The sequence below is a fragment of the Amycolatopsis sp. NPDC051371 genome (assembly GCF_040682155.1).
Taxonomy (GTDB): Bacteria; Actinomycetota; Actinomycetes; order Mycobacteriales; family Pseudonocardiaceae; genus Amycolatopsis.
In genome coordinates, this window is sequence record NZ_JBFBAG010000021.1 from 51,696 (window position 1) to 70,723 (window position 19,028).

General features: G+C 69.9%; 16 protein-coding genes. 8 read left to right on the top strand and 8 right to left on the bottom strand.

The features are described 5' to 3' along the window. Positions 1–9: 9 nt before the first annotated feature. On the bottom strand, positions 10–1,665 hold the full coding sequence (locus AB0M59_RS25105) for a circularly permuted type 2 ATP-grasp protein (protein WP_364619352.1): 1,656 nt from the start codon (positions 1,663–1,665) through the stop codon (positions 10–12). A 148-nt stretch (positions 1,666–1,813) separates the two neighbouring features. On the opposite strand from AB0M59_RS25105, the gene AB0M59_RS25110 reads away from it, so the two are divergent. The 4 genes from AB0M59_RS25110 to AB0M59_RS25125 are packed head-to-tail and all read left to right on the top strand — an operon-like array spanning position 1,814 to position 6,863. Further along, positions 1,814–2,749, top strand: a complete 936-nt coding sequence (locus AB0M59_RS25110) for an ABC transporter substrate-binding protein (protein ID WP_364619063.1) — start codon at positions 1,814–1,816, stop codon at positions 2,747–2,749. A gap of 16 nt (positions 2,750–2,765) precedes the next feature. Then, positions 2,766–3,713: an amino acid ABC transporter permease gene (locus AB0M59_RS25115; RefSeq protein WP_364619066.1), complete on the top strand. Its 948-nt coding sequence runs from the start codon at positions 2,766–2,768 to the stop codon at positions 3,711–3,713. Positions 3,714–3,717: 4 nt separating this feature from the next. Next, complete coding sequence (locus AB0M59_RS25120; protein ID WP_364619068.1) at positions 3,718–4,491, top strand: amino acid ABC transporter ATP-binding protein; 774 nt, start codon at positions 3,718–3,720, stop codon at positions 4,489–4,491. Between the two features lie 56 nt (positions 4,492–4,547). Beyond that, entirely contained in the window at positions 4,548–6,863 is a 2,316-nt protein-coding gene (locus AB0M59_RS25125) for an oxidoreductase (RefSeq protein ID WP_364619071.1), read from the top strand. Between the two features lie 48 nt (positions 6,864–6,911). On the opposite strand, the gene AB0M59_RS25130 is transcribed toward AB0M59_RS25125, so the two are convergent. Beyond that, positions 6,912–7,487, bottom strand: a complete 576-nt coding sequence (locus tag AB0M59_RS25130) for a hypothetical protein (protein ID WP_364619074.1) — start codon at positions 7,485–7,487, stop codon at positions 6,912–6,914. 164 nt (positions 7,488–7,651) lie between these two features. Between AB0M59_RS25130 and AB0M59_RS25135 the strand changes: the two genes are divergently transcribed. The 3 genes from AB0M59_RS25135 to AB0M59_RS25145 all read left to right on the top strand — a co-directional run bounded on the left by AB0M59_RS25135 (position 7,652) and on the right by AB0M59_RS25145 (position 12,197). Continuing rightward, positions 7,652–9,463 carry an NHL domain-containing thioredoxin family protein gene (locus AB0M59_RS25135; protein ID WP_364619355.1) on the top strand — a complete coding sequence of 604 codons (1,812 nt, stop codon included), beginning with the start codon at positions 7,652–7,654 and terminating at the stop codon, positions 9,461–9,463. A 1-nt stretch (position 9,464) separates the two neighbouring features. Next, positions 9,465–9,797 carry a co-chaperone GroES gene (locus tag AB0M59_RS25140; RefSeq protein WP_364619077.1) on the top strand — a complete coding sequence of 111 codons (333 nt, stop codon included), beginning with the start codon at positions 9,465–9,467 and terminating at the stop codon, positions 9,795–9,797. A 309-nt stretch (positions 9,798–10,106) separates the two neighbouring features. After that, a complete protein-coding gene (locus AB0M59_RS25145; protein WP_364619358.1) occupies positions 10,107–12,197 on the top strand; it encodes a VanW family protein in 2,091 nt (696 codons plus the stop codon). 4 nt (positions 12,198–12,201) lie between these two features. Here AB0M59_RS25145 and AB0M59_RS25150 read toward each other — a convergent pair whose 3' ends face one another. Next, on the bottom strand, positions 12,202–12,909 hold the full coding sequence (locus AB0M59_RS25150) for a leucine-rich repeat domain-containing protein (protein WP_364619079.1): 708 nt from the start codon (positions 12,907–12,909) through the stop codon (positions 12,202–12,204). Beyond that, entirely contained in the window at positions 12,906–13,745 is an 840-nt protein-coding gene (locus AB0M59_RS25155) for a helix-turn-helix transcriptional regulator (RefSeq protein ID WP_364619082.1), read from the bottom strand. The genes AB0M59_RS25150 and AB0M59_RS25155 overlap by 4 nt, the downstream gene beginning before the upstream one ends. A gap of 122 nt (positions 13,746–13,867) precedes the next feature. On the opposite strand from AB0M59_RS25155, the gene AB0M59_RS25160 reads away from it, so the two are divergent. Next, entirely contained in the window at positions 13,868–15,247 is a 1,380-nt protein-coding gene (locus tag AB0M59_RS25160; RefSeq protein WP_364619085.1) for an MFS transporter, read from the top strand. Here the strand turns inward: AB0M59_RS25160 and AB0M59_RS25165 are convergent. The 4 genes from AB0M59_RS25165 to AB0M59_RS25180 all read right to left on the bottom strand — a co-directional run bounded on the left by AB0M59_RS25165 (position 15,237) and on the right by AB0M59_RS25180 (position 18,848). Then, on the bottom strand, positions 15,237–15,530 hold the full coding sequence (locus tag AB0M59_RS25165; protein WP_364619088.1) for a GlsB/YeaQ/YmgE family stress response membrane protein: 294 nt from the start codon (positions 15,528–15,530) through the stop codon (positions 15,237–15,239). The genes AB0M59_RS25160 and AB0M59_RS25165 overlap by 11 nt on opposite strands. Positions 15,531–15,678: 148 nt before the next feature. Further along, positions 15,679–15,954, bottom strand: a complete 276-nt coding sequence (locus tag AB0M59_RS25170; protein WP_364619091.1) for a GlsB/YeaQ/YmgE family stress response membrane protein — start codon at positions 15,952–15,954, stop codon at positions 15,679–15,681. 134 nt (positions 15,955–16,088) lie between these two features. Further along, entirely contained in the window at positions 16,089–17,924 is a 1,836-nt protein-coding gene (locus tag AB0M59_RS25175) for an acyl-CoA dehydrogenase (protein ID WP_364619094.1), read from the bottom strand. Between the two features lie 138 nt (positions 17,925–18,062). Then, complete coding sequence (locus AB0M59_RS25180; RefSeq protein ID WP_364619097.1) at positions 18,063–18,848, bottom strand: response regulator transcription factor; 786 nt, start codon at positions 18,846–18,848, stop codon at positions 18,063–18,065. Positions 18,849–19,028: the final 180 nt, after the last annotated feature.

Sequence of the window (19,028 nt, forward strand, 5' to 3'; positions counted from 1 at the left end):
CCGGACCCCCTAACTCTGTTGTTGCTGCTGTTGCTGGGACGACGTCAGCTCGGGCCCCTGTTCGGCGACCAGCCCGTCCACAGTGGACATCGCGCCGAGCGCCGGTTGTTCGAGCTCGCGCTCGACGGTCGACGCCCGGGACGCCAGCACCCACGTGTCCTTCGAGCCGCCGCCCTGCGACGAGTTGACGACCAGGCTGCCCTCCGGCAGCGCCACCCGCGTCAACCCGCCGGGCAGGACGAAGATCTCCTTGCCGTCGTTGACGGCGAACGGCCGCAGGTCGACGTGCCGCGGCGCCAGCCGGTCCTCCACCTTGGCCGGCACGGTCGAGAGCTGGACGACCGGCTGCGCGATCCAGCCGCGCCGGTTCGCGCGCACCTTCCGCCGTAGCGTCGCCAGTTCCTCCTGGGTCGCTTCGGGACCGAAGACGATCCCGTAGCCGCCGGAGCCTTCGACCGGCTTGACGACCAGCTCGTCGAGGTGCGCCATGACGTGGTCGAACTCGTCCGGCAGCCAGCACCGGAACGTGTCCACGTTGGGCAGCAACGGCTTCTCGTTGAGGTAGTACTTCACCATCTCGGGCACGTAGGTGTAGACGAGCTTGTCGTCGCCGACGCCGTTGCCGACGGCGTTCGCGACGACGACGTTGCCCGCGCGCGCCGCGTTCAGGACGCCGGCGATGCCGAGCACCGAGTCCGGCCGGTAGTGCACCGGATCGAGGAACTCGTCGTCGATGCGCCGGTAGATGACGTCGACCGGGCGCTCGCCCTCGGTCGTCCGCAGGTAGACGACGTTGTCGCGGCAGAACATGTCGCGGCCTTCGACCAGTTCGACGCCCATCAGCCGCGCCAGCAGCGAGTGCTCGAAGTACGCCGAGTTGTGGACGCCGGGGGTGAGCACGACGACCGTCGGGTCGGCGACGTTCGCCGCGGACGCCGCACGCAACGCCCGGAGCAGGTGCGACGCGTAGTCCCCGACCGGCCGGACGCGGTGCTGGGCGAACAGGTCCGGGAAGACCCGCGCCATCGTCCGCCGGTTCTCCATCACGTACGACACCCCGGACGGGTTGCGGAGGTTGTCCTCCAGCACCCGGAACGTGCCCTCTTCGTCGCGCACCAGGTCCACTCCGGACACGTGGATGCGCACGCCGTTCGGCGGGTTGATGCCGAACGCCTCCCGCTGGAAGTGCTCGCACGAGGTGATCAGCCGCCGCGGCAGCACGCCCTCACGCAGGATCAGGCGGTCGCCGTAGATGTCGGCGAGGAACGCTTCGAGCGCCCGGACGCGCTGGGCCACGCCGCGCTCGAGCTTCGACCACTCGGCCGCCTGGATCACCCGCGGCACCAGGTCCAGCGGGAACGGCCGCTCCTGGCCGGACAGCGAGAACGTGATCCCCTGGTCGACCATCGCCCGGTCCAGCGCCATCGACCGGGAGTTGAGGTCGTGGGCGTCGAGCGCGGCGATCGACTCGTACAACGCCCGGTACGGCGCGCGGACCGTACCGTCGGCCGCGAACATCTCGTCGTACGCGCCCGCGTGCGGACGCTCCGGCGAGAGGTACCCGTCGAACCGGGCCCCCGGCCGGGTGATCCGGCGGGTCGTCGCCTTCCTCGCGCGTCGACCGGACGGGGGCAGCCGGGGCGGGGTCGCGTTCATGAACGACATCCTCACCCACGTGCCCCTTCGTGCGCGACACTCCCGCACTGGTGGGCGCGGGGCGAAACGTCGCTGTAACTCGCCAGTGCTGTGCTTTGGTATGGATGAGTGGCAATATGCGTGCTCTCACGAACTGAGAACTACGAGGAGTGACGACGTGGCCCGAGGACCCCAACTCAAGGCGCTCGCCCTGTTGCCGGCATTCGCCCTGGTCGGACTGACCATGGCCTGTGGCGCGGGGGGTAGCGGTGCCGGCGACGTCGGCTCGAGCAGTGCCGCCCCGGCGGGTACTGGATCGGGTGACGCGGGCACGGTCGCGAAGGACGATGCGCTCGCCGCGCTGGTGCCCGCCGACGTCAAGACCGACGGCAAGATCGTGGTCGGCCAGGACCAGAGCTACCCGCCGAACGAGTTCGTCGACGGCGGCAAGGCGACCGGCTTCGACGTCGATCTCGGTACCGCGATCGGCCAGGTGCTCGGCGTGCAGATGGAGTTCCAGAACTCCTCGTTCGACGGCATCATCCCCGGCATCGGCGCCAAGAAGTACGAGCTGGGCATGTCGTCGTTCAGCATCAACGCCGAGCGGCTGCAGTCGGTCGACATGATCTCCTACTACAGCGCGGGCACGTCGCTGGCCGTGCTGAAGGGCAACCCCGACGGCCTGAAGGCCGACGACCTCTGCGGCAAGAAGATCGCCGTGCAGAAGGGCACCACGCAGGTCGAGGACCTCGACAAGAAGACCGCGGCCTGCACCGGCGCGGGCAAGCCCGCCATCGAGGTCACGCAGCTGCAGGCCCAGACCGACGTCAACCTCGCCCTCACCGCCAAGCGTGTCCAGGGGGAGCTGGCCGACTCCCCGGTCATCGACTACGCGGTCAAGCAGACCAACGGCCAGCTCGAGTCGGTCGGTGCGCCGTACGACACGGCGCCGTACGGCATCGTGCTGCCGAAGAACAGCGGCGACTACGGCAAGGCCGTCCAGGGCGCGATCCAGAAGCTGATCGACAGCGGCGCGTACAAGAAGATCCTGGACAAGTGGGGTCTGAACGCCACCGGTGCGGTCACCAAGTCGGAGATCAACCCGGCCTCTTGAGTTAAGGACTGAGTTCGTGAGTTCCTCCGAAGCGCCTCCCACCGAGGCGCCGATCGACGCCGATCCCATCACGGCCGTCCCGGTGCGCCACTACGGGCGCTGGGTGGCCGGCGTGATCATCCTGTTCGTGGCGTTCATCGTGATCCGCAGCGTGATCACGAACGACGCGCTGCAGTGGCCGGTCGTCGGGGACTACCTCTTCGACGACCGGATCCTGCGCGGCCTGCAGAACACGTTGATCCTGACGGTGATCTCGATGCTGATCGGGATCGTCGGCGGGATCCTGTTGGCCGTCATGCGGCTGTCCCCCAACCCGCTCACTTCCGGCGCGGCGGCCCTCTACATCTGGCTGTTCCGCGGGACCCCGCTGATCACGCAGCTGATCATCTGGAACTTCCTGGCGCTCGCGTACCCCCGGCTCGGGCTCGGGGTGCCGTTCGGCCCGGAGTTCGTCAGCTGGGACACCAACCAGCTGATCACGCAGTTCACGGCGTCACTGCTCGGCCTCGGGCTCAACGAAGCCGCGTACATGGCGGAGATCGTGCGAGGCGGCATCCAGTCGGTCGACGACGGCCAGCTGGAAGCGGCGGGCGCGCTCGGCATGAGCCGCACGAGGACGTTGCGGCGGATCATCCTCCCGCAGGCCATGCGGGTGATCATCCCGCCGACCGGCAACGAGACGATCTCCATGCTGAAGACGACGTCGCTGGTCGTGGTCATCGGGTACTTCGAGCTGATGGTCGCGGCGCAGACCATCTACTCGCAGAACTACAAGACCGTGCCCCTGCTGATCACGGCCGCGGCCTGGTACCTGTTCATGACGTCGGTGCTGACCCTGGTCCAGATGCAGATCGAGAAACGGTTCTCGCGCGGCACCTCGCGTGGTGAAGCGACGAAGACCAGGTGGGCGGGCCGGATGCTGGGCTTCCGGTTCGGCTCCGGCGCCAGTGGCGGAAAGGGATGAGGCAGTGACCCCGGTCGTTTCCGCGCAGAAGATCTGCAAGAGCTTCGGCAGCGTCGATGTCCTCAAGGGCATCGACCTCGAGGTGCACGAGCGCGAGGTGCTCTGCCTGATCGGGCCGTCCGGCTCGGGCAAGTCGACGCTGCTGCGCTGCATCAACCACCTCGAGAAGATCGACGCGGGCCGGCTCTACGTCGACGGCGTGCTCGTCGGCTACCGGCAGCGCGGCGACAAGCTGCACGAGCTGCGCGAGAAGGAGGTGGCGTTCCAGCGCAAGGACATCGGGATGGTGTTCCAGCGGTTCAACCTCTTCCCGCACATGACCGCGCTGGAGAACGTCATGGAGGCGCCGATCCAGGTGCGGCGCGAGCCGAAGGCCCAGGTGCGGCAACGCGCGCTGGAGCTGCTCGACCGCGTCGGCCTCGGCGACAAGGCGAAGAACTACCCGGCACAGCTGTCCGGTGGCCAGCAGCAGCGCGTCGCGATCGCCCGGGCGCTCGCGATGAAGCCGAAGCTGATGCTGTTCGACGAGCCGACGTCCGCGCTGGACCCGGAGCTCGTCGGCGACGTCCTGGGCGTGATGAAGCAGCTCGCCAAGGACGGCATGACCATGGTCGTCGTCACGCACGAGATGCAGTTCGCGCGCGAAGTGGCGGACAAGGTCCTGTTCATGGACGGCGGCGTCGTCGTCGAAGAGGGCCCGCCCGACCAGGTCATCGGGAGCCCGCGAGAGGAGCGGACGAAGTCGTTCCTCGCCCGGGTGCTGAACCCCAACGCGTGACGAATTCCGTTCGCGTTCGCTACGTTGGGGGTGGGTGAGGGAGGGGGGCTGCCGTTTTGACGACCGAAAGCGCACTGCCTCCTCTCGACCCGTTCGCGGGCATCCCCGACCGCCGGTACGAGGTCAAGGCGTCTGACCTGCTCAAACCCGGAAACGGCGGGCTGCTGCGCTGGCGGCGAACGGCCACGAACGCGCCGATCGTCTACGTCGAGGACGCCTACATCACCGGCACGCTCGACCTGCGCGCCGCGGACCTCAAGTACCTCTTCCGGTTCGAGCGCTGCCGGTTCGAGCAGCCGCCGGACGTGCGCGAGGCGCACCTGCTCGGCCTGGTCTTCCGCAAGTGCTGGCTGCCCGGGCTCAAGGCCCGCAACATGCGCAGCCGCAACGACGTCCGGCTGATCCGCAGCGTCGTGCAGGTCGACGGCGCCGACCGCGAGATCGAGGAGACCACCGTCCAGCGCGGCGACGACCGCGAACGCGGGATGCCGAACGCCGCGGTCAACCTCACCGACGCCGTGATCGAGGGGTCGCTGGTGCTCACCCGCACGGTGATCGCCCACCCGCACGGCAAGGCGATCCACGCCGACCGGCTGGTGCTCGCCGGCGCGCTGCTGGCGTACCGGATGGTCGCGAACGGCGAAGTCCGGCTCCCGGGCCTGCGGACCGGCGGTAACGTCAACTTCTCCGGCGCCACGCTGAACAACCCGGACGGCTTCGCGCTCAACGGCAACGGCCTGCACATCGGCGGCAGCCTGCTCTGCGAGGTCGACAACTACGGGCCCGCCAGCCAGCGGAAACGCTTCTCCGCGACCGGGATCATGTACCTGCCGAGCGCCACGGTGGACAGCGACATCGTGCTGCGCGAGGCCAAGCTGACCGTGTCCCAGCAGGGTCCGATCGCCGTCGACGCGTGGAAGTCCAACGACCCGTACCTCGACCCGCGCCCGGCGCTGGTCGCCGACCGGATGCGCGTCGACGGCAACGTCGAGCTGTCGGACGGCCTGCAGGCGCTCGGCACGCTGCGCATGGTCAACGCCCGGATCGGCGGTTCGCTGCGGCTGGCCGGCGCCGAGGTCAGCGTGGTGCGCGGCAAGTCTCAGCCGTACTACGACCGCGCGCTGCACCTGGACGGCACCGAGATCGGCGGCGACATCGAGGCGACGAGCCTGCGCGTCCCGGCCGGGCAGCTGCGGCTCGCGGACGTCACCGTCGGCGGCAACTTCCTGGCCTGGAACTCGATGTTCCGCCACCCGGGCCGGGACGTCTTCTCCGCGCGCCGGTCGAAGATCGCGGGCAACTTCCAGCTCACGGACGCGACGATCCACGGCACGCTGCGGCTGCAGGGCGTCGAGGTCGGCGGCTCGATCAACCTGGCCGGCACGCGGTTGACGGAGCCGGGCCTGCGCGCGACCAGCAGTTTCTCCCTCGACATCCGCACCGGCCGGATCGGCCGCGACCTCACGCTGCGCGACAACAACGGCCGCCCGTTCGTCGCGGAAGGCGGCGTCAACCTCGACGGCGCGCAGGTCGCCCGCCGAGTGGATCTGCGCGGCTCCCAGCTAGGTTCGCTGTCCCCGTTCCTGGTGGCGCTCGACGCGGGCGACGTCGCGGCGGACGAGTTCACGCTGACGCCGACCGTCCCCCCGACCGGCCGGGTGGTGCTGCGCCGAGCGCACTGCGGAACGCTGACCGACAACGAGGCGTTCTGGGCGGCGTCCGGCGGCATCGAGCTGGAGGACTTCCGCTACGACGCCCTGGGCAAGAGCATCCCGCTGGCCGACGACAAGGCGCTGGACCACCGCATCGACCTGCTGAGCAAGGCCATGCGCGGCTACCGGCCGGGCCCGTACGACCAGCTGGCCCACATGCTCCGCGCGGCGGGGAACGAAGAACACGCGTCGACGGTGGCGTTGCGCAAGCAGCAGTTCCGGTACGAGGCGCTGGCCGGCGGCTTCAAGTTCTTCGGGCCGGGGGTGCGGCTGTGGAGCTGGCTGCAGCGGTCGATGGTCGGGTACGGCTACCGGCCGGTGCGCGCGCTGGGCTGGCTGTTCACGCTGCTGGTGCTGGGGAGCCTGTGGTTCGGCCTGGGCTCGGACGACTGCGTGACGTGGAAGTCGTCGGATCCGGCGCACGAGATCATCGCGAACGGGCCGCGCTGTGTGGTGAACCAGCAGGACACGGGGCTGCAGTGGAACCCGGTGATCTACACGGCGGACCTGCTGGTGCCGATCGTGGACTTCGGCAACAAGTCGCGCTGGTACATGCACGGGCCGGACAACTGGGTGGCGGCCGGGTTCACGGCCTCGGGCTGGATCTTGGCGACCACGGTCGCGGCGGGCGTCAGCCGGATGCTGCGGCGGGAGAACTAGCCGCTTCTAAGCTTCTCTAGCCGTGAGCCTAGACGTCGTCAGAGTCGGCTAGTCGATGAAGCGGGACCAGAACGGTATGTACCTCGGACCGTCCGGCGGGGCCGTGCTGATGCCGCCCGTCGCGAACTCGCGGTTCAGGTAATCCCGCAGGTCGGAGCCGTACACGATGATGTCCGTCTGGTACACCGACAGCACCGGGTAGCCCGCGGATCCCGGCACGCCCGGCAGGTAGCGGTGCCCGCACACCGGCACCAGCTGCGGCACGTCGGCCAGGCGACGGCGGGCTTCGCGGACCGCGTCCTCCGGGCCGACCGGGCGCGTGCCCCAGTCCGGGAGCCAGAAGCCGTTGTGCTCGACGTCGTACAGCACGCCGTCGACCGGCCAGGCCAGCCGTTTGCGAAGTTGCTCCGAGTTGCCGCAGCGCCAGTCGGGCCAGCGGTCGCCGATCGGGACGCCGGCGGACAGGAACGTGCGGTGGTCCGCGGCGAAGTGGAAACCGAAGCGGCGCTCGACGTCGTCGAGCTCGGGTCCGGTCAGCCCGGGACGCACGGGCTCCCGGAGGTTCTCTTGCAGGTGCCGCGCCTCCTCGAAGGTGAGGGCGCCGGCCGGCTGGACGGGGGTCATGAGGTGAGCCTAAGCGGCGGCTCACCCCGCCGCGCGCCCTTTTCCGCCGTTCAGGCAGGGCACCCCGTGGGGTGAGTTTGTTCTCTCATCGGCTGAACTCCGGAACAGAGCGTGAACACCTGTAGTTCACTCTTGCCGTGACATCACCCCGACCGCAGGCCCGCGTGCGCGCCCCCGAGCTGCGCGGCGACGTCTGGCTGAACACCGGCGGCCGCGCGCTGACCCTCGCCGAGCTGCGCGGGCGCGTCGTCCTGCTGGACTTCTGGACCAGCGGCTGCATCAACTGCCTCCACGTGCTCGACGAGCTGCGCCCGCTCGAAGCCGAGTTCGCGGACGTGCTCGTCACGATCGGCGTCCACTCGCCGAAGTTCCTGCACGAGGGCGAGCGCGCGTCGATCGAAGCCGCGGTCCGGCGCTACGAGGTGCACCACCCCGTGGTCAACGACCCGAAGATGGAGCTGTGGTCGCAGTACGCGGTCCGCGCGTGGCCGACGCTGGCGGTCGTCGACCCCGAGGGGTACGTCGTGCACGTCGCCGCCGGTGAAGGGCACGGAGAGGCGCTTCGCCGCGTCATCGCGGACCTCGTGACGAAGCACGAAGCGAAGGGGACGCTTCGCCGCGGCGGCAGCCCGTACGTCGCGGTCGAAGAGCAGGTCAGCGAGCTGCGCTTCCCGAGCAAGGCCGTCGCGACGGCCGAGGGACGTGTCCTCGTCGCGGACACCGGGCACCACTCCGTCGTCGAGTTCGCCTCGGACGGCGAGACGGTCATCCGGCGCTTCGGCAGCGGAGAGCGCGGTGGCCAGGACGGGCCGTTCGACATCGCGACGTTCGCCGAGCCGTCCGGTATCGCGCTGCTGCCCTACGACGTCGCCGAGCGCGCCGGCTACCATGCCGTCGTCGCCGACACCGCCGGTCACCGGCTGCGCGGCCTCGACCTGATCACCGGCGAGGTGACCACGGTCGCCGGCACCGGCGCGCAGTGGCGCAGCGGACCGGACTCCGGCAAGGGCGTCGAGGTCGACCTCACGAGCCCGTGGGACGTCGCCTGGTACGGCCCGGCAGGCGGGGTCGTCGTCGCGATGGCCGGCAACCACACGCTGAGCGTGTTCGACCCGGTTTCCGGCACCATCCGCCGCTTCGCGGGCACGACCGTCGAAGGCCTCCGAGACGGCGACGTCGGCGAAGCGTTCTTCGCGCAGACGTCCGGCCTCGCCGCGGACGGCGACAAGCTGTGGCTCGCCGACGCGGAGACGTCGGCGCTGCGCTGGATCGAGCCCGCCGGCGAGTCGTTCACCGTGCACACGGCGATCGGGGTCGACCTCTTCTCCTTCGGCCACACCGACGGCCCGGCCGACGAGGCGCTGCTGCAGCACCCGCTCGGCCTCGCCGTGCTGCCCGGCGACAAGATCGCGATCGCCGACACCTACAACGGCGCCGTACGCCGCTTCGACGTCTTCACGCGCCAAGTGACCACGATCGCCACCGGGCTTTCGGAGCCCCAGGGGCTGCTGCTGCACGATGGTGAGCTGCTGGTCGTCGAGTCGGCGGGCAACCGGATCGGCCCGCTGCCCGTGGGCGAGCCGACGCAGGTGTCGGGCGATGCGCACGCTGTACGCAGGCCGCCGACAGTGCTCGCACCGGGCGAGATCGACTTTTCGGTCGTCTTCACCGCACCGCCGGGCGAGAAGCTGGACGACCGCTTCGGCCCGTCGACGCGGCTGGAGATCAGCGCGTCGCCGCCCTCGCTGCTGGCCGACGGTATCGGCACCGGCACGGATCTTTCACGCAAGATCCTTTTGGCCGACGGTGTCACCGAGGGCGTCCTGCAGGTGGTCGCGCAGGCGGCGAGCTGCGACGACGGTGGTGAGCACCCGGCGTGCCGGATCACCCGGCAGGACTGGGGCGTCCCGGTGCGGATCCAGGCGGACGGGGCGCGGGAGCTGAGCCTGGTCATGGCGGGTGTGCCCGCCGAGTAGCATGCGAACCGTGGCTGACGGGGCGAAACTCGAGATCCAGATGCTGCACGACCGCGTCCTCGTGCGGCTGTCCCCGGAAGAGGGCGAGCGCCGAAGCAGCGGAGGCATCGTGATCCCCGCGACGGCGCAGGTCGCGCGCCGGCTCGCGTGGGGTGACGTGCTGGGCGCCGGGAACAGCGTGCGGAACGTCAAGACGGGCGACCGCGTGCTCTTCAACCCGGAGGACCAGCTCGAGGTCGAGATCCAGGGCGAGGGGCACCTGGTGATGCGCGAACGCGACATCCACGCGGTGGCGACCGAGCGCACGGAGCACGGGACGGGGCTCTACCTGTAGGGCGGGGGCGTGGCACACGACGAGGCGCGCGAGCCTGCCGAGGTGCGGGAGCTCGAGCCGGCGACCGTGGAGTCGCCCGCCGCGGCCGAGCCCGCCGGATCCCCGGCCGTAGCCGTGCCTGCTGCCAAGCGAGCCGAGCCTGCGCCAGCTGCGGTGGAACCCTCTGCCACAGCCGCAGGCGCAACCGGGCCTGCGCCCGCGGAGCCAGCCGCTGGAGCTGCCGAGGCATCGCTTGGCGTGGCCGAGCCCGCTACGGAGCCGACCTCCGAGGTCCTGCCCGCCGAGCCGCCTGCGGCAGCCGAGCCCCGTGTGGAGCCGCCTGCGGGAGCTGCGCCCAACGAATCCCCTGCCGTAGCCGAGCCCGCTGCCGAACGCGCCGAGCCCGTGCCCGCTGCGGTGGAACCCTCCTCCGCGGGCGAAGGTGCGACTGGGCCTGTGCTCGCGGAGCCACCTGCCGCGGTCGAACCCACCGAATCGCGCGCAGAACCCGAAGCCGCGCTCGCGGATTTACCCGCGGCGACCGCACCCGCTGCGGAGCCGCCCGTCACCAAGCCCCTAGCCGCCGAGGAACCTCCTGCCGCCGCTCAGCGGGCACCCGCCGTCGATGAGGCCGCCGTCACCAGCGATCTCTTCGCCGATGACCTGCTCGGTGAACTCCTCGAAACCCCCACCCCGCCGCCCGCCCCCGAGACTCCCGCGCGGAAGCTTCGGACCGGCCTCGCCCGGACCATGATGTCCATCGGGATCGCGCTCGGGCTCTTCGTCATCCTCTACGCCATCGACCTCATCGCCAGCGCCGGCGACGTTCCGCGTGGGGTGACCGTCGCGGGCATCGATGTCGGCGGGCTGACCCATGCCGAGGCGGAAGCCAAGCTGCGCAAGGAACTCGAGCCGCGGCTCACCCGGCCCGTCGTCATCCACGGGGGCGATGTCCAGGCCGAGCTCGTGCCTTCGCAGTCGGGGCTCGGGCTCGACTGGCCGAACACCCTCGGCCTCGCCGGGCACCAGCCGCTGAGCCCGATCACGCGGGTCATGTCCTTCTTCACCAGCCGTGAGGTCGGCGTCGCGACGCGGACCGATCCGAACCAGATCAGCCAGGCCGTGCGCGAACTGGCCGAGGGCAGGCTGAACCACCCGGCCACCGAAGGTGCGGTCGGGTTCACGGCGGTCGGCGATGGCGGTGTCACGCCGTACCCGATCCTGCCGCGCCAAGGCCAGCAGCTGACCGACCTCGCCGGCGCCGTGCACGCCGTCACCGACCACTGGCTCGACCCCGGTGGCGTCAAGCTCGGCCTGGCGATCACGCCCGTCAAGGCGACCGCGGCCGGCGTGCAGGCCGCCTACCAGCAGATCGTCGTGCCCGCCGTCGCGAAACCGGTCGTCGTGCACGGGCAGGGCAAGGACGTCCCGCTCACGCCGGCCACGATCGCGTCGTCGTTCCAGTTCGCCGCCGTCGAGGGTGGGGCCCTCGAGGTCCGCATCGACCAGGGCAAGCTGCAGGCCGCCCTGAAGGACGGGCTCGCGAGCACCGAGACCGACGGCCAGGACGCCCAGATCGTTTTCACCGGCGACCAACCCGCCGTCGAGCCCTCCGAGGACGCCCGGAAGGTCAACTGGGAGAAGACCTTCCTGCCACTCATCGACGTGCTCAAGAAGACCGACGGCCGGGACCTGCCCGTCGTCTACAGCGCGTCGAAGCCCGGCGTGACCACCGACGCCGCCGGCGCGCTCGGCATCAAGGAAGTCGTCGGCGAGTTCACCACCGGCGGCCTGGCCGGGCCGGCCGCGACGAACAACCGGACGCTCGCCGCCCGGGTGTCCGGCACGATCGTCAAGCCCGGCGAGACGTTCAGCCTCGGCGCCCGCTCCGGCCCGCGCACTGCCGACAGCGGCTACGTGCCCGCCCCGGCCGACGAAGACGGCACCGGCTCGACCGTGGTCGGCGGTGGCGTCTCGCAGCTCGCGTCCACTTTGTACAACGCGGGCTACCTCGCCGGCCTGGCCGACGGCGGCCACCTCGAGCACGACCACTACCTCGACCGCTACCCCGCCGGCCGCGACGCCAAGGCCGTCAACGCCGACGGCAGCGCCGTCGAGCTCAAGCTGACCAACGACTCGCCGACCGGGATCGCCATCCAGGCCACGGTTTCCGGCGACTCCGTGACGGTCCGGATCTGGGGCACCCGCCACTACCGCGTCGAGAGCCAGGCCGGCGCCCAGACGCCCGGCGACCCGCCACCGGTCCAGTTCGGCGGCGCCGAACCGTGTCAGCCCACGATCGGCACGCCCGGCTTCAGCGTCACGGACACCCGCGTGCTCTACGACGTGTCGTCCGGCGCCGAAGTCCGCCGGACAACGCACACCGCGACCTACGGTCCGCGCCCGACCATCCTCTGTTGAGTTGTCAGCGAAGGACCATGCATCCCGCCTCCTCGAAGTCGTGTAACCATGCCGGCTCCCGGAAGTACTTGTTCCACCGCAGATCCAGCTTGTCCAGTTTGGACAGTTGAGCCACTGAATCCGGCAGGGTCACCAAGAGGTTCTTCCGCAGGTCGAGCTGACGCAGCTCGCCCAGCGAGCCGATCGACTCCGGCAGCGAAGTCAACCGGTTGCCCCGCAGGTGCAGCTCCCGCAGGGCGCCGAGCGTGCCGATCGACTCCGGCAGCGCGGTCAACGCGTTGCGGTACAACCGGAGTTCGCGCAGCGAAGAGAACCCGGACAGGTCCGAAGGCAACGCGGTGAGCCGGTTGTCCGTGCAACCCAGATACCGCAACCGGCCCAATCGGCACCACGCACTTGGGAACGAAGACAGCCGGTTGTCGCTGATGTACAAGTATTCGGTGAGCCCGGCCAGTTCGCCCAGCTCGTCCGGCAGCGAATCGAACTCGTTGTGCGCCAAGTCGAGCGTGTGCACCGACTTCAGCGCCGAAATACCCGGTGGCAGCGAGGAAAGCCGGTTCGTCGCGAGGTTGAGCACTTCCAATTCGGTGTGCTCCCACAACAACGCGGGCACCGACGTGAGCGAGTTCTTGTACAGGTCGAGCCGGGTCACCCCCGGTGGCAGCGGGGGAAACGAAGTCAGCCCCTGGCCGCTCAACTCGAGGGACGTCATGACGGCCGCCGGGTCCGGGGCAGCAACGCCCAGCTGCGCGCGTCGTCCGGAGTGGACACCTGGATCCGCAGTCCCGGCGCCTCGGACACCGCCAGTTCGATCAGCCTGAGGTTCATCCGGCCGGCCTGCGGGTGGTTCAGCTGCCGCAGCCGGGCCTGCGGTTCGGCGACCTCGTGCCGGGCCCACAGTTCGGCGAACTCCGGGCTCAGCGCGCACAGCCGGCGGATGTCCTCTTCCCACGACGGATCGCCGACGTGCCTGCCGTACTCGGCGCGCATCCGCGCGACCATGTAGGGGACCTCCTCGTCGTAGTTCACGAAGAACCGCCGCGCGTTCGGTTCGGTCACGCAGCACCACAGCAGGTTCTTGTGGAGGCACGGCAAGCTGTGCCACTCCCAGAACAGCTCCTCCTGGGCCGCGTTCGACTCCAGGATGTCGAACCGGCCGTTGACCAGCGTGGCGGGCAGCGGGTCGAGCGCGCGAAGCACCTCGCGGACCGTGTCCGGCACCGTTTCCACCGTCGACGGCAGCCGGGACGGCGTCAGCTCCGCCAACCGGTACAGGTGCTCCCGTTCCGGGGGTTCCATCCGCAGCGTGCGCGCTACCGCATCGAGCACCTGCGAGCTCGCGTTGATCGGCCGCCCCTGCTCCAGCCACGTGTACCAGGTGACGCCGACACCGGCGAGCAGCGCCACCTCTTCGCGGCGCAACCCGCTGAGCCGACGACGTGGGCCGGGCGCGAGCCCGACTTCCGCCGGGCCGATCCGCGCGCGGCACGCCTTGAGGAACTGGCCGAGTTCCTCTCGGCGGCTGGTGTGGACCGGTGTCGGGGTCATGCGGACATGGTGCCCGAGGGGTACGACAGTTTTAGACGGTTCAGCGGACGAAGGAGGTGCTGGGAGTACCAGCATCCCCAGGCTCTCTCCACTCACAAACGAAAAGTCCCAATGTCAGACGCATGACACTGACCACCCCTGCCCCGGCCACGGACCGGGAAGCCCGGCCGGACCGGCGGCCGTGGTTCATGCTGGCCGTCCTGCTGCTCGGCCAGTTCATGGCGCTGCTCGACGTCACCGTCGTGAACGTCGCGATGACCGGCATCCGCACCGACCTGCACGCGTCCGGCGCCGCGCTTCAGCTGGTCGTTTCCGGCTACACCGTGGGCTACGCGATGCTGCTGATCACCGGCGCCCGGCTCGGCGAGCTGTTCGGGCGGCGCCGGCTCTTCGTCACCGGCACGATCGCCTTCACCGTCTGCTCCGCGCTCTGCGGCCTCGCGCCGGGCCCGGCGACGCTGATCGTCGCGCGGATCGCCCAGGGCGCCGGGGCGGCCTTGATGATGCCGCAGGTCATCAGCGTCATCCAGGCGCGGTTCACCGGCGCGGCGCGGGCCAAGGCGCTCAGCGCGTACACCGCGGTCATCTCGGTCGCGTTCGTCGCGGGCCAGGTCGTCGGCGGGGTGCTCGTCGGCGCCGATCTGTTCGGGGCGGGCTGGCGGCCGATCTTCCTGGTGAACGTGCCGATCGGCGTGCTCGTGGCCGTGCTCGCGCTCAAGCTGGTGCCCGGCGGTGCCGCGAAGGCGGGCCGTCGGCTCGACTTCGGCGGGCTCGCGATCGCCGTGCCGGCGGTGGTGCTCGTCGTGCTGCCGCTGGTGCTCGGGCACGAAACCGGCTGGCCCGCCTGGACGTTCGGCTCGATCGCCGTCGGCGCGCTGCTGGCCGTGCTCTTCGTCTTCGTGGAACGCCGCGTGCGCGACCCGCTCGTCGACCTCGCCGTGCTCAAGATCCGTGGCGTCGCGCCGGGATTGGCCACGCTCGGGGCCGGCGTCGCGTCCTACGGCGGGTTCCTCTTCTGCGTGTCGCTGCACCTGCAGTCGGGCCTCGGGAAGACGGCGATGGCGGCCGGCCTGGCGATGGCACCCGGCGGCATCGTGTTCGGGCTCTGCGGGTTCTTCTGGAACCGGCTGCCGCGGCGGGTGCACGCTTGGCTGACCCCGTGCGGTTACGTCGGTTCCGCGGTCGCCTACGCCTTGCTCGCCCTGGGCAGCGACGGCGGCGCGCTGTTCTTCGTCGCGCTGCTGCTCTTCGGCGTGTCGATGGGACCCGCGTTCGGCTCCCTGATGGTGAACGCGCTGACGCACGTCCCGCTCGACCGCGCGGCGGACGTCAGCGGTCTGCTGACCACCACGCTGCAGCTGGGCCAGGTCGTCGGCGTGGCGACGTTCGGCAGCCTGTTCCTGACGCTCGCCACGACGTCGTCCGCGCACGCCCTCACCACGACGATGACCTGCGCCGCCGTGCTGCTGCTCGCCGGCGCAGGTCTGGCCGTCAGGCGGTAGTGCGGCTGCCGCCCTTGACCTTGGCGTAGATCGCCGAAGCCGCGATGACCCCGACGACGGCGGCGACGATCTGGAAGATGTGCCGGATCCAGTCGATGCCGGAGGTGTCCTTGACGCCGAACACCCCGGCGAGCCAGTTGCCGATGAACGCGGCCACGATGCCGACGACGATGGTCAGCCAGATCGGGATCTTCTGGTCGCCCGGTGCGAACAGCCTCCCGAGCACGCCCAGGACCAGGCCCACGATGATCGTCGAGATGATGCCCCAAAGTCCGCCGAGCACAGCTGCCTCCTCGGATAGCGCAATAAGCGCCACCGTGACACCGATCGCGGCGCGTCGCTCGCGCAGACCCCCGATGGAGTGAGCGCGAAAAAAGATCCGGCCCGGCTCGCCTTGACGGCGAACCGGGCCGGATCGGCCTGGGAAGGGGCTACCTCGTCACGCCACGGCGGCCGTAGAGCCCCGCTGCCACGCTGACGCCGATCGCCGCGAGGACGACCTGGGTGAGGATCTCCAGCCAGTCGATGCCGTTGGTGTCGGCGTACCCGAGCCCGCGGGCGATGGCCGTGCCGATGAAGGCGGCGATGATGCCGATCACGATGGTCAGCCAGATCGGAATGCCCTGCTTGCCGGGAGCGACCAGCCGGCCCAGGACACCGATGATCAGCCCGACGATGAGTGCGCTGACGATGCCGGCAACAGTCATCACTTTCTCCTCTCAAGGATCCGCGAACCCGGCCACTCGGGTCCGTCGGACTCGGTGAGCGGAGTGCCCCGGGCGGACGGCCCTGAAACGCGAAAAGGGCCCTCCCGACGCGGGGAGAGCCCTTTTCGTGACCATCAGAAAGCGGCTTCGTCGAGCTCCATCAGCGCGTTGTCGGCGGCTTCCACGATCGCGCGGCGGGAGGTCAGCTCCGGCAGCACCTGCTTCGAGAAGAACGAGGCCACGGCGATCTTGCCCTCGTAGAACGGGACGTCCTTGGCGGACGCGCCCGCGTCGAGCTTCGCGATGGCGACCTCGGCGTGCTTGAGCAGCTGCCAGCCGATGAGCAGGTCGCCGACCGACATCAGCAGGCGGACCGTGTGCTGGCCGACCTTGTTGATGTTCTGCGGGTCCTCCTGCGACGTGGTCAGGTAGCCGATCAGCGAGCCCAGCATGCCCTGGGTGTCCTCGAGGGCCTGCTTGAGCAGCCCGCGCTCGTTCTTGAGCCGGCCGTTGCCCGCCTCGGACTCGATGAACTTCGTGATCTCGCCGGCGACGAAGGCCAGCGACTGGCCCTTGTCGCGGACGATCTTGCGGAAGAAGAAGTCCAGCGACTGGATCGCCGTGGTGCCTTCGTACAGCGAGTCGATCTTGGCGTCGCGGATGTACTGCTCGATCGGGTAGTCCTGCAGGAAGCCGGACCCGCCCAGCGTCTGCAGCGACTGCACGAGCTGCTCGGTGGCGCGCTCGGAGCCGACGCCCTTGACGATCGGCAGCAGCAGGTCGTTGACGCCGTGCGCGACCTTCTGGTCGCCCTCGCCGGTCCACAGCTGGTCCTGGAACGACGCCGTGTACAGGTACACCGCGCGGAGGCCCTCGGAGTACGCCTTCTGGAGCATCAGCGAGCGGCGGACGTCGGGGTGGTGCGTGATGGTGACGCGCGGGGCGGCCTTGTTCAGCATGTTCGGCAGGTCGGCGCCCTGGACGCGCTCCTTGGCGTACTCGAGCGCGTTGAGGTAACCCGTCGACAGCGTCGCGATGGCCTTGGTGCCGACCATCATCCGGGCGTACTCGATGACCTGGAACATCTGCGCGATGCCGTCGTGGACCTCGCCGAGCAGCCAGCCCTTGGCCGGGGTGCCGTGCTGGCCGAAGGTCAGCTCGCAGGTGGTCGAGGCCTTGATGCCCATCTTGTGCTCGACATTCGTGACGTAGGCGCCGTTGCGCTCGCCCAGCTCACCGGTCTTCGAGTCGAAGTGGAACTTCGGTACGAGGAACAGCGACAGGCCCTTGGTGCCCGGCTTGGTCTCGATGCCGGGACCCTCGGGGCGCGCCAGCACGAGGTGCATGATGTTTTCGCTCATGTCGTGCTCGGCCGAGGTGATGAACCGCTTCACGCCGTCGATGTGCCAGGAGCCGTCCTCCTGCTTGACGGCCTTGGTGCGGCCCGCGCCGACGTCGGAGCCGGCGTCCGGCTCGGTCAGCACCATCGTGGCGCCCCAGGCCCGGTCGATCATGAGCTGGGCCCAGTGCTTCTGCTCTTCGGTGCCGTTCTTGTTCACGATCATCGCGAAGTTCGGGCCCGCGAGGTACATGAACAGCGGGGCGTTGGCGCCGAGGATGAGCTCGGACGCGGCCCACTGCACGGTCGGGGGCAGCCCGAAGCCGCCGAGGTCGTTCGTGAGGCCGAGCCGCCACCACTCGCCGTCGAGGAGCTGCTGGTAGCTCTTCTTGAACGACTCGGGGATCTTGACGCTGAAGGTCTTCGGGTCGTACACGGGCGGGTTGCGGTCGGCGTCGGCGAAGGACGCGGCGAGCGGGCCGGTCGCGAGCTTGTTCAGCTCGGACAGCACACCGCGGGCGGTCTCTTCGTCGGACTCGGCGAGCACCCCCTTGCCCAGGCGCTCCTGCACGCCCAGGACCTCGAAGAGGTTGAACTCCAGGTCTCGGACGTTGCTCTTGTAGTGGCCCATGTCGTCACTCCAATGTGTTCGGCTCCCCGGCCGGGCACACGTCGCCTTACTCGCCGGTAACTTCAGGATATTACCTGCGGGTAACTGGAGCAAGCAGATCCGCACTTCCGAGTACGGAAATCCGGGCACCTTCAGGGGTCAGCGCTGGCCCGGAAGGGCTGTTGTGTCGGCAGTCACCGGCATGTGGCCGTCCTCCGCGCGGGCAACCAGTATCCCGCCCCGGAAGGCGATCGTCACGGCGTGCGTCCGGTCCCGCGCGGACAGCTTGCGCAGGATGCTCTTGACGTGGGTCCGGACCGTCTCGACGGACAGGAACAGCAGCTTCGCGATCGCCGAGTTCTCGAGACCCTCCGCGACGAGCTGGAGCACCTGGTACTCGCGCCTGGACAGCGGCATGCCGCCGCGCGGCGACGGCGGGCTGTCGTGGGCGAGGTCGCCCTTCGGCACGGTCGACCGCTTCGGCCGGGCGGTGAGCGCGGCCAGCGCCGGGTCGATGTACCGGCGTTCGGTGTGGGCCCGCCGGATCGCTTCGGCGAGCCGTCGTGAGTCGATCGACCGCGGCACGATCGCGTGCGCGCCCGCGGCGATCGCGGCCGCGAGGTACTGCTGCGTGCGATTCGTGTCGCGGATGAGCGTGACCAGGATCAGCGCCGGGTCGCCGGCGTTGAGCAGCTTCGTCAGGTGGCAGTTCGGGTCGAGCGCCGAGTCGAGCACGACGACGTCCGGCTTGACCTGCTCGCACAGCTGCAGCGCGGCGTGGTGACTGGCCGCCTGGCCCGCCCAGTGCAGCCCCTGGCTGCGGTGGACGAGCGCGGCGAGGCCGTCGCGGAAGATCGGGACCGGGTCGACGACCGCCACGCCGAGACTTCGCCCGCCGGGTCCGGCGGGCCCGATCGGCCTGCGGGTGGGCTCGATGCCGTGCATCGTGGGCCTCCGTCTCTGCGCCGTCGCTCTTGGGACGCCTGACGCGACCCCTCGGTTCACGCGCCCGGCACCGTCCGGTTCCCCCTGCCGGGACCGGCCAAAAGTGACTCCTCCTATCGGGTACGAGTCGCGATTGCGCAGCTCATGACGCCATCTCCCCCTCATGGCCTAATCGCCCGG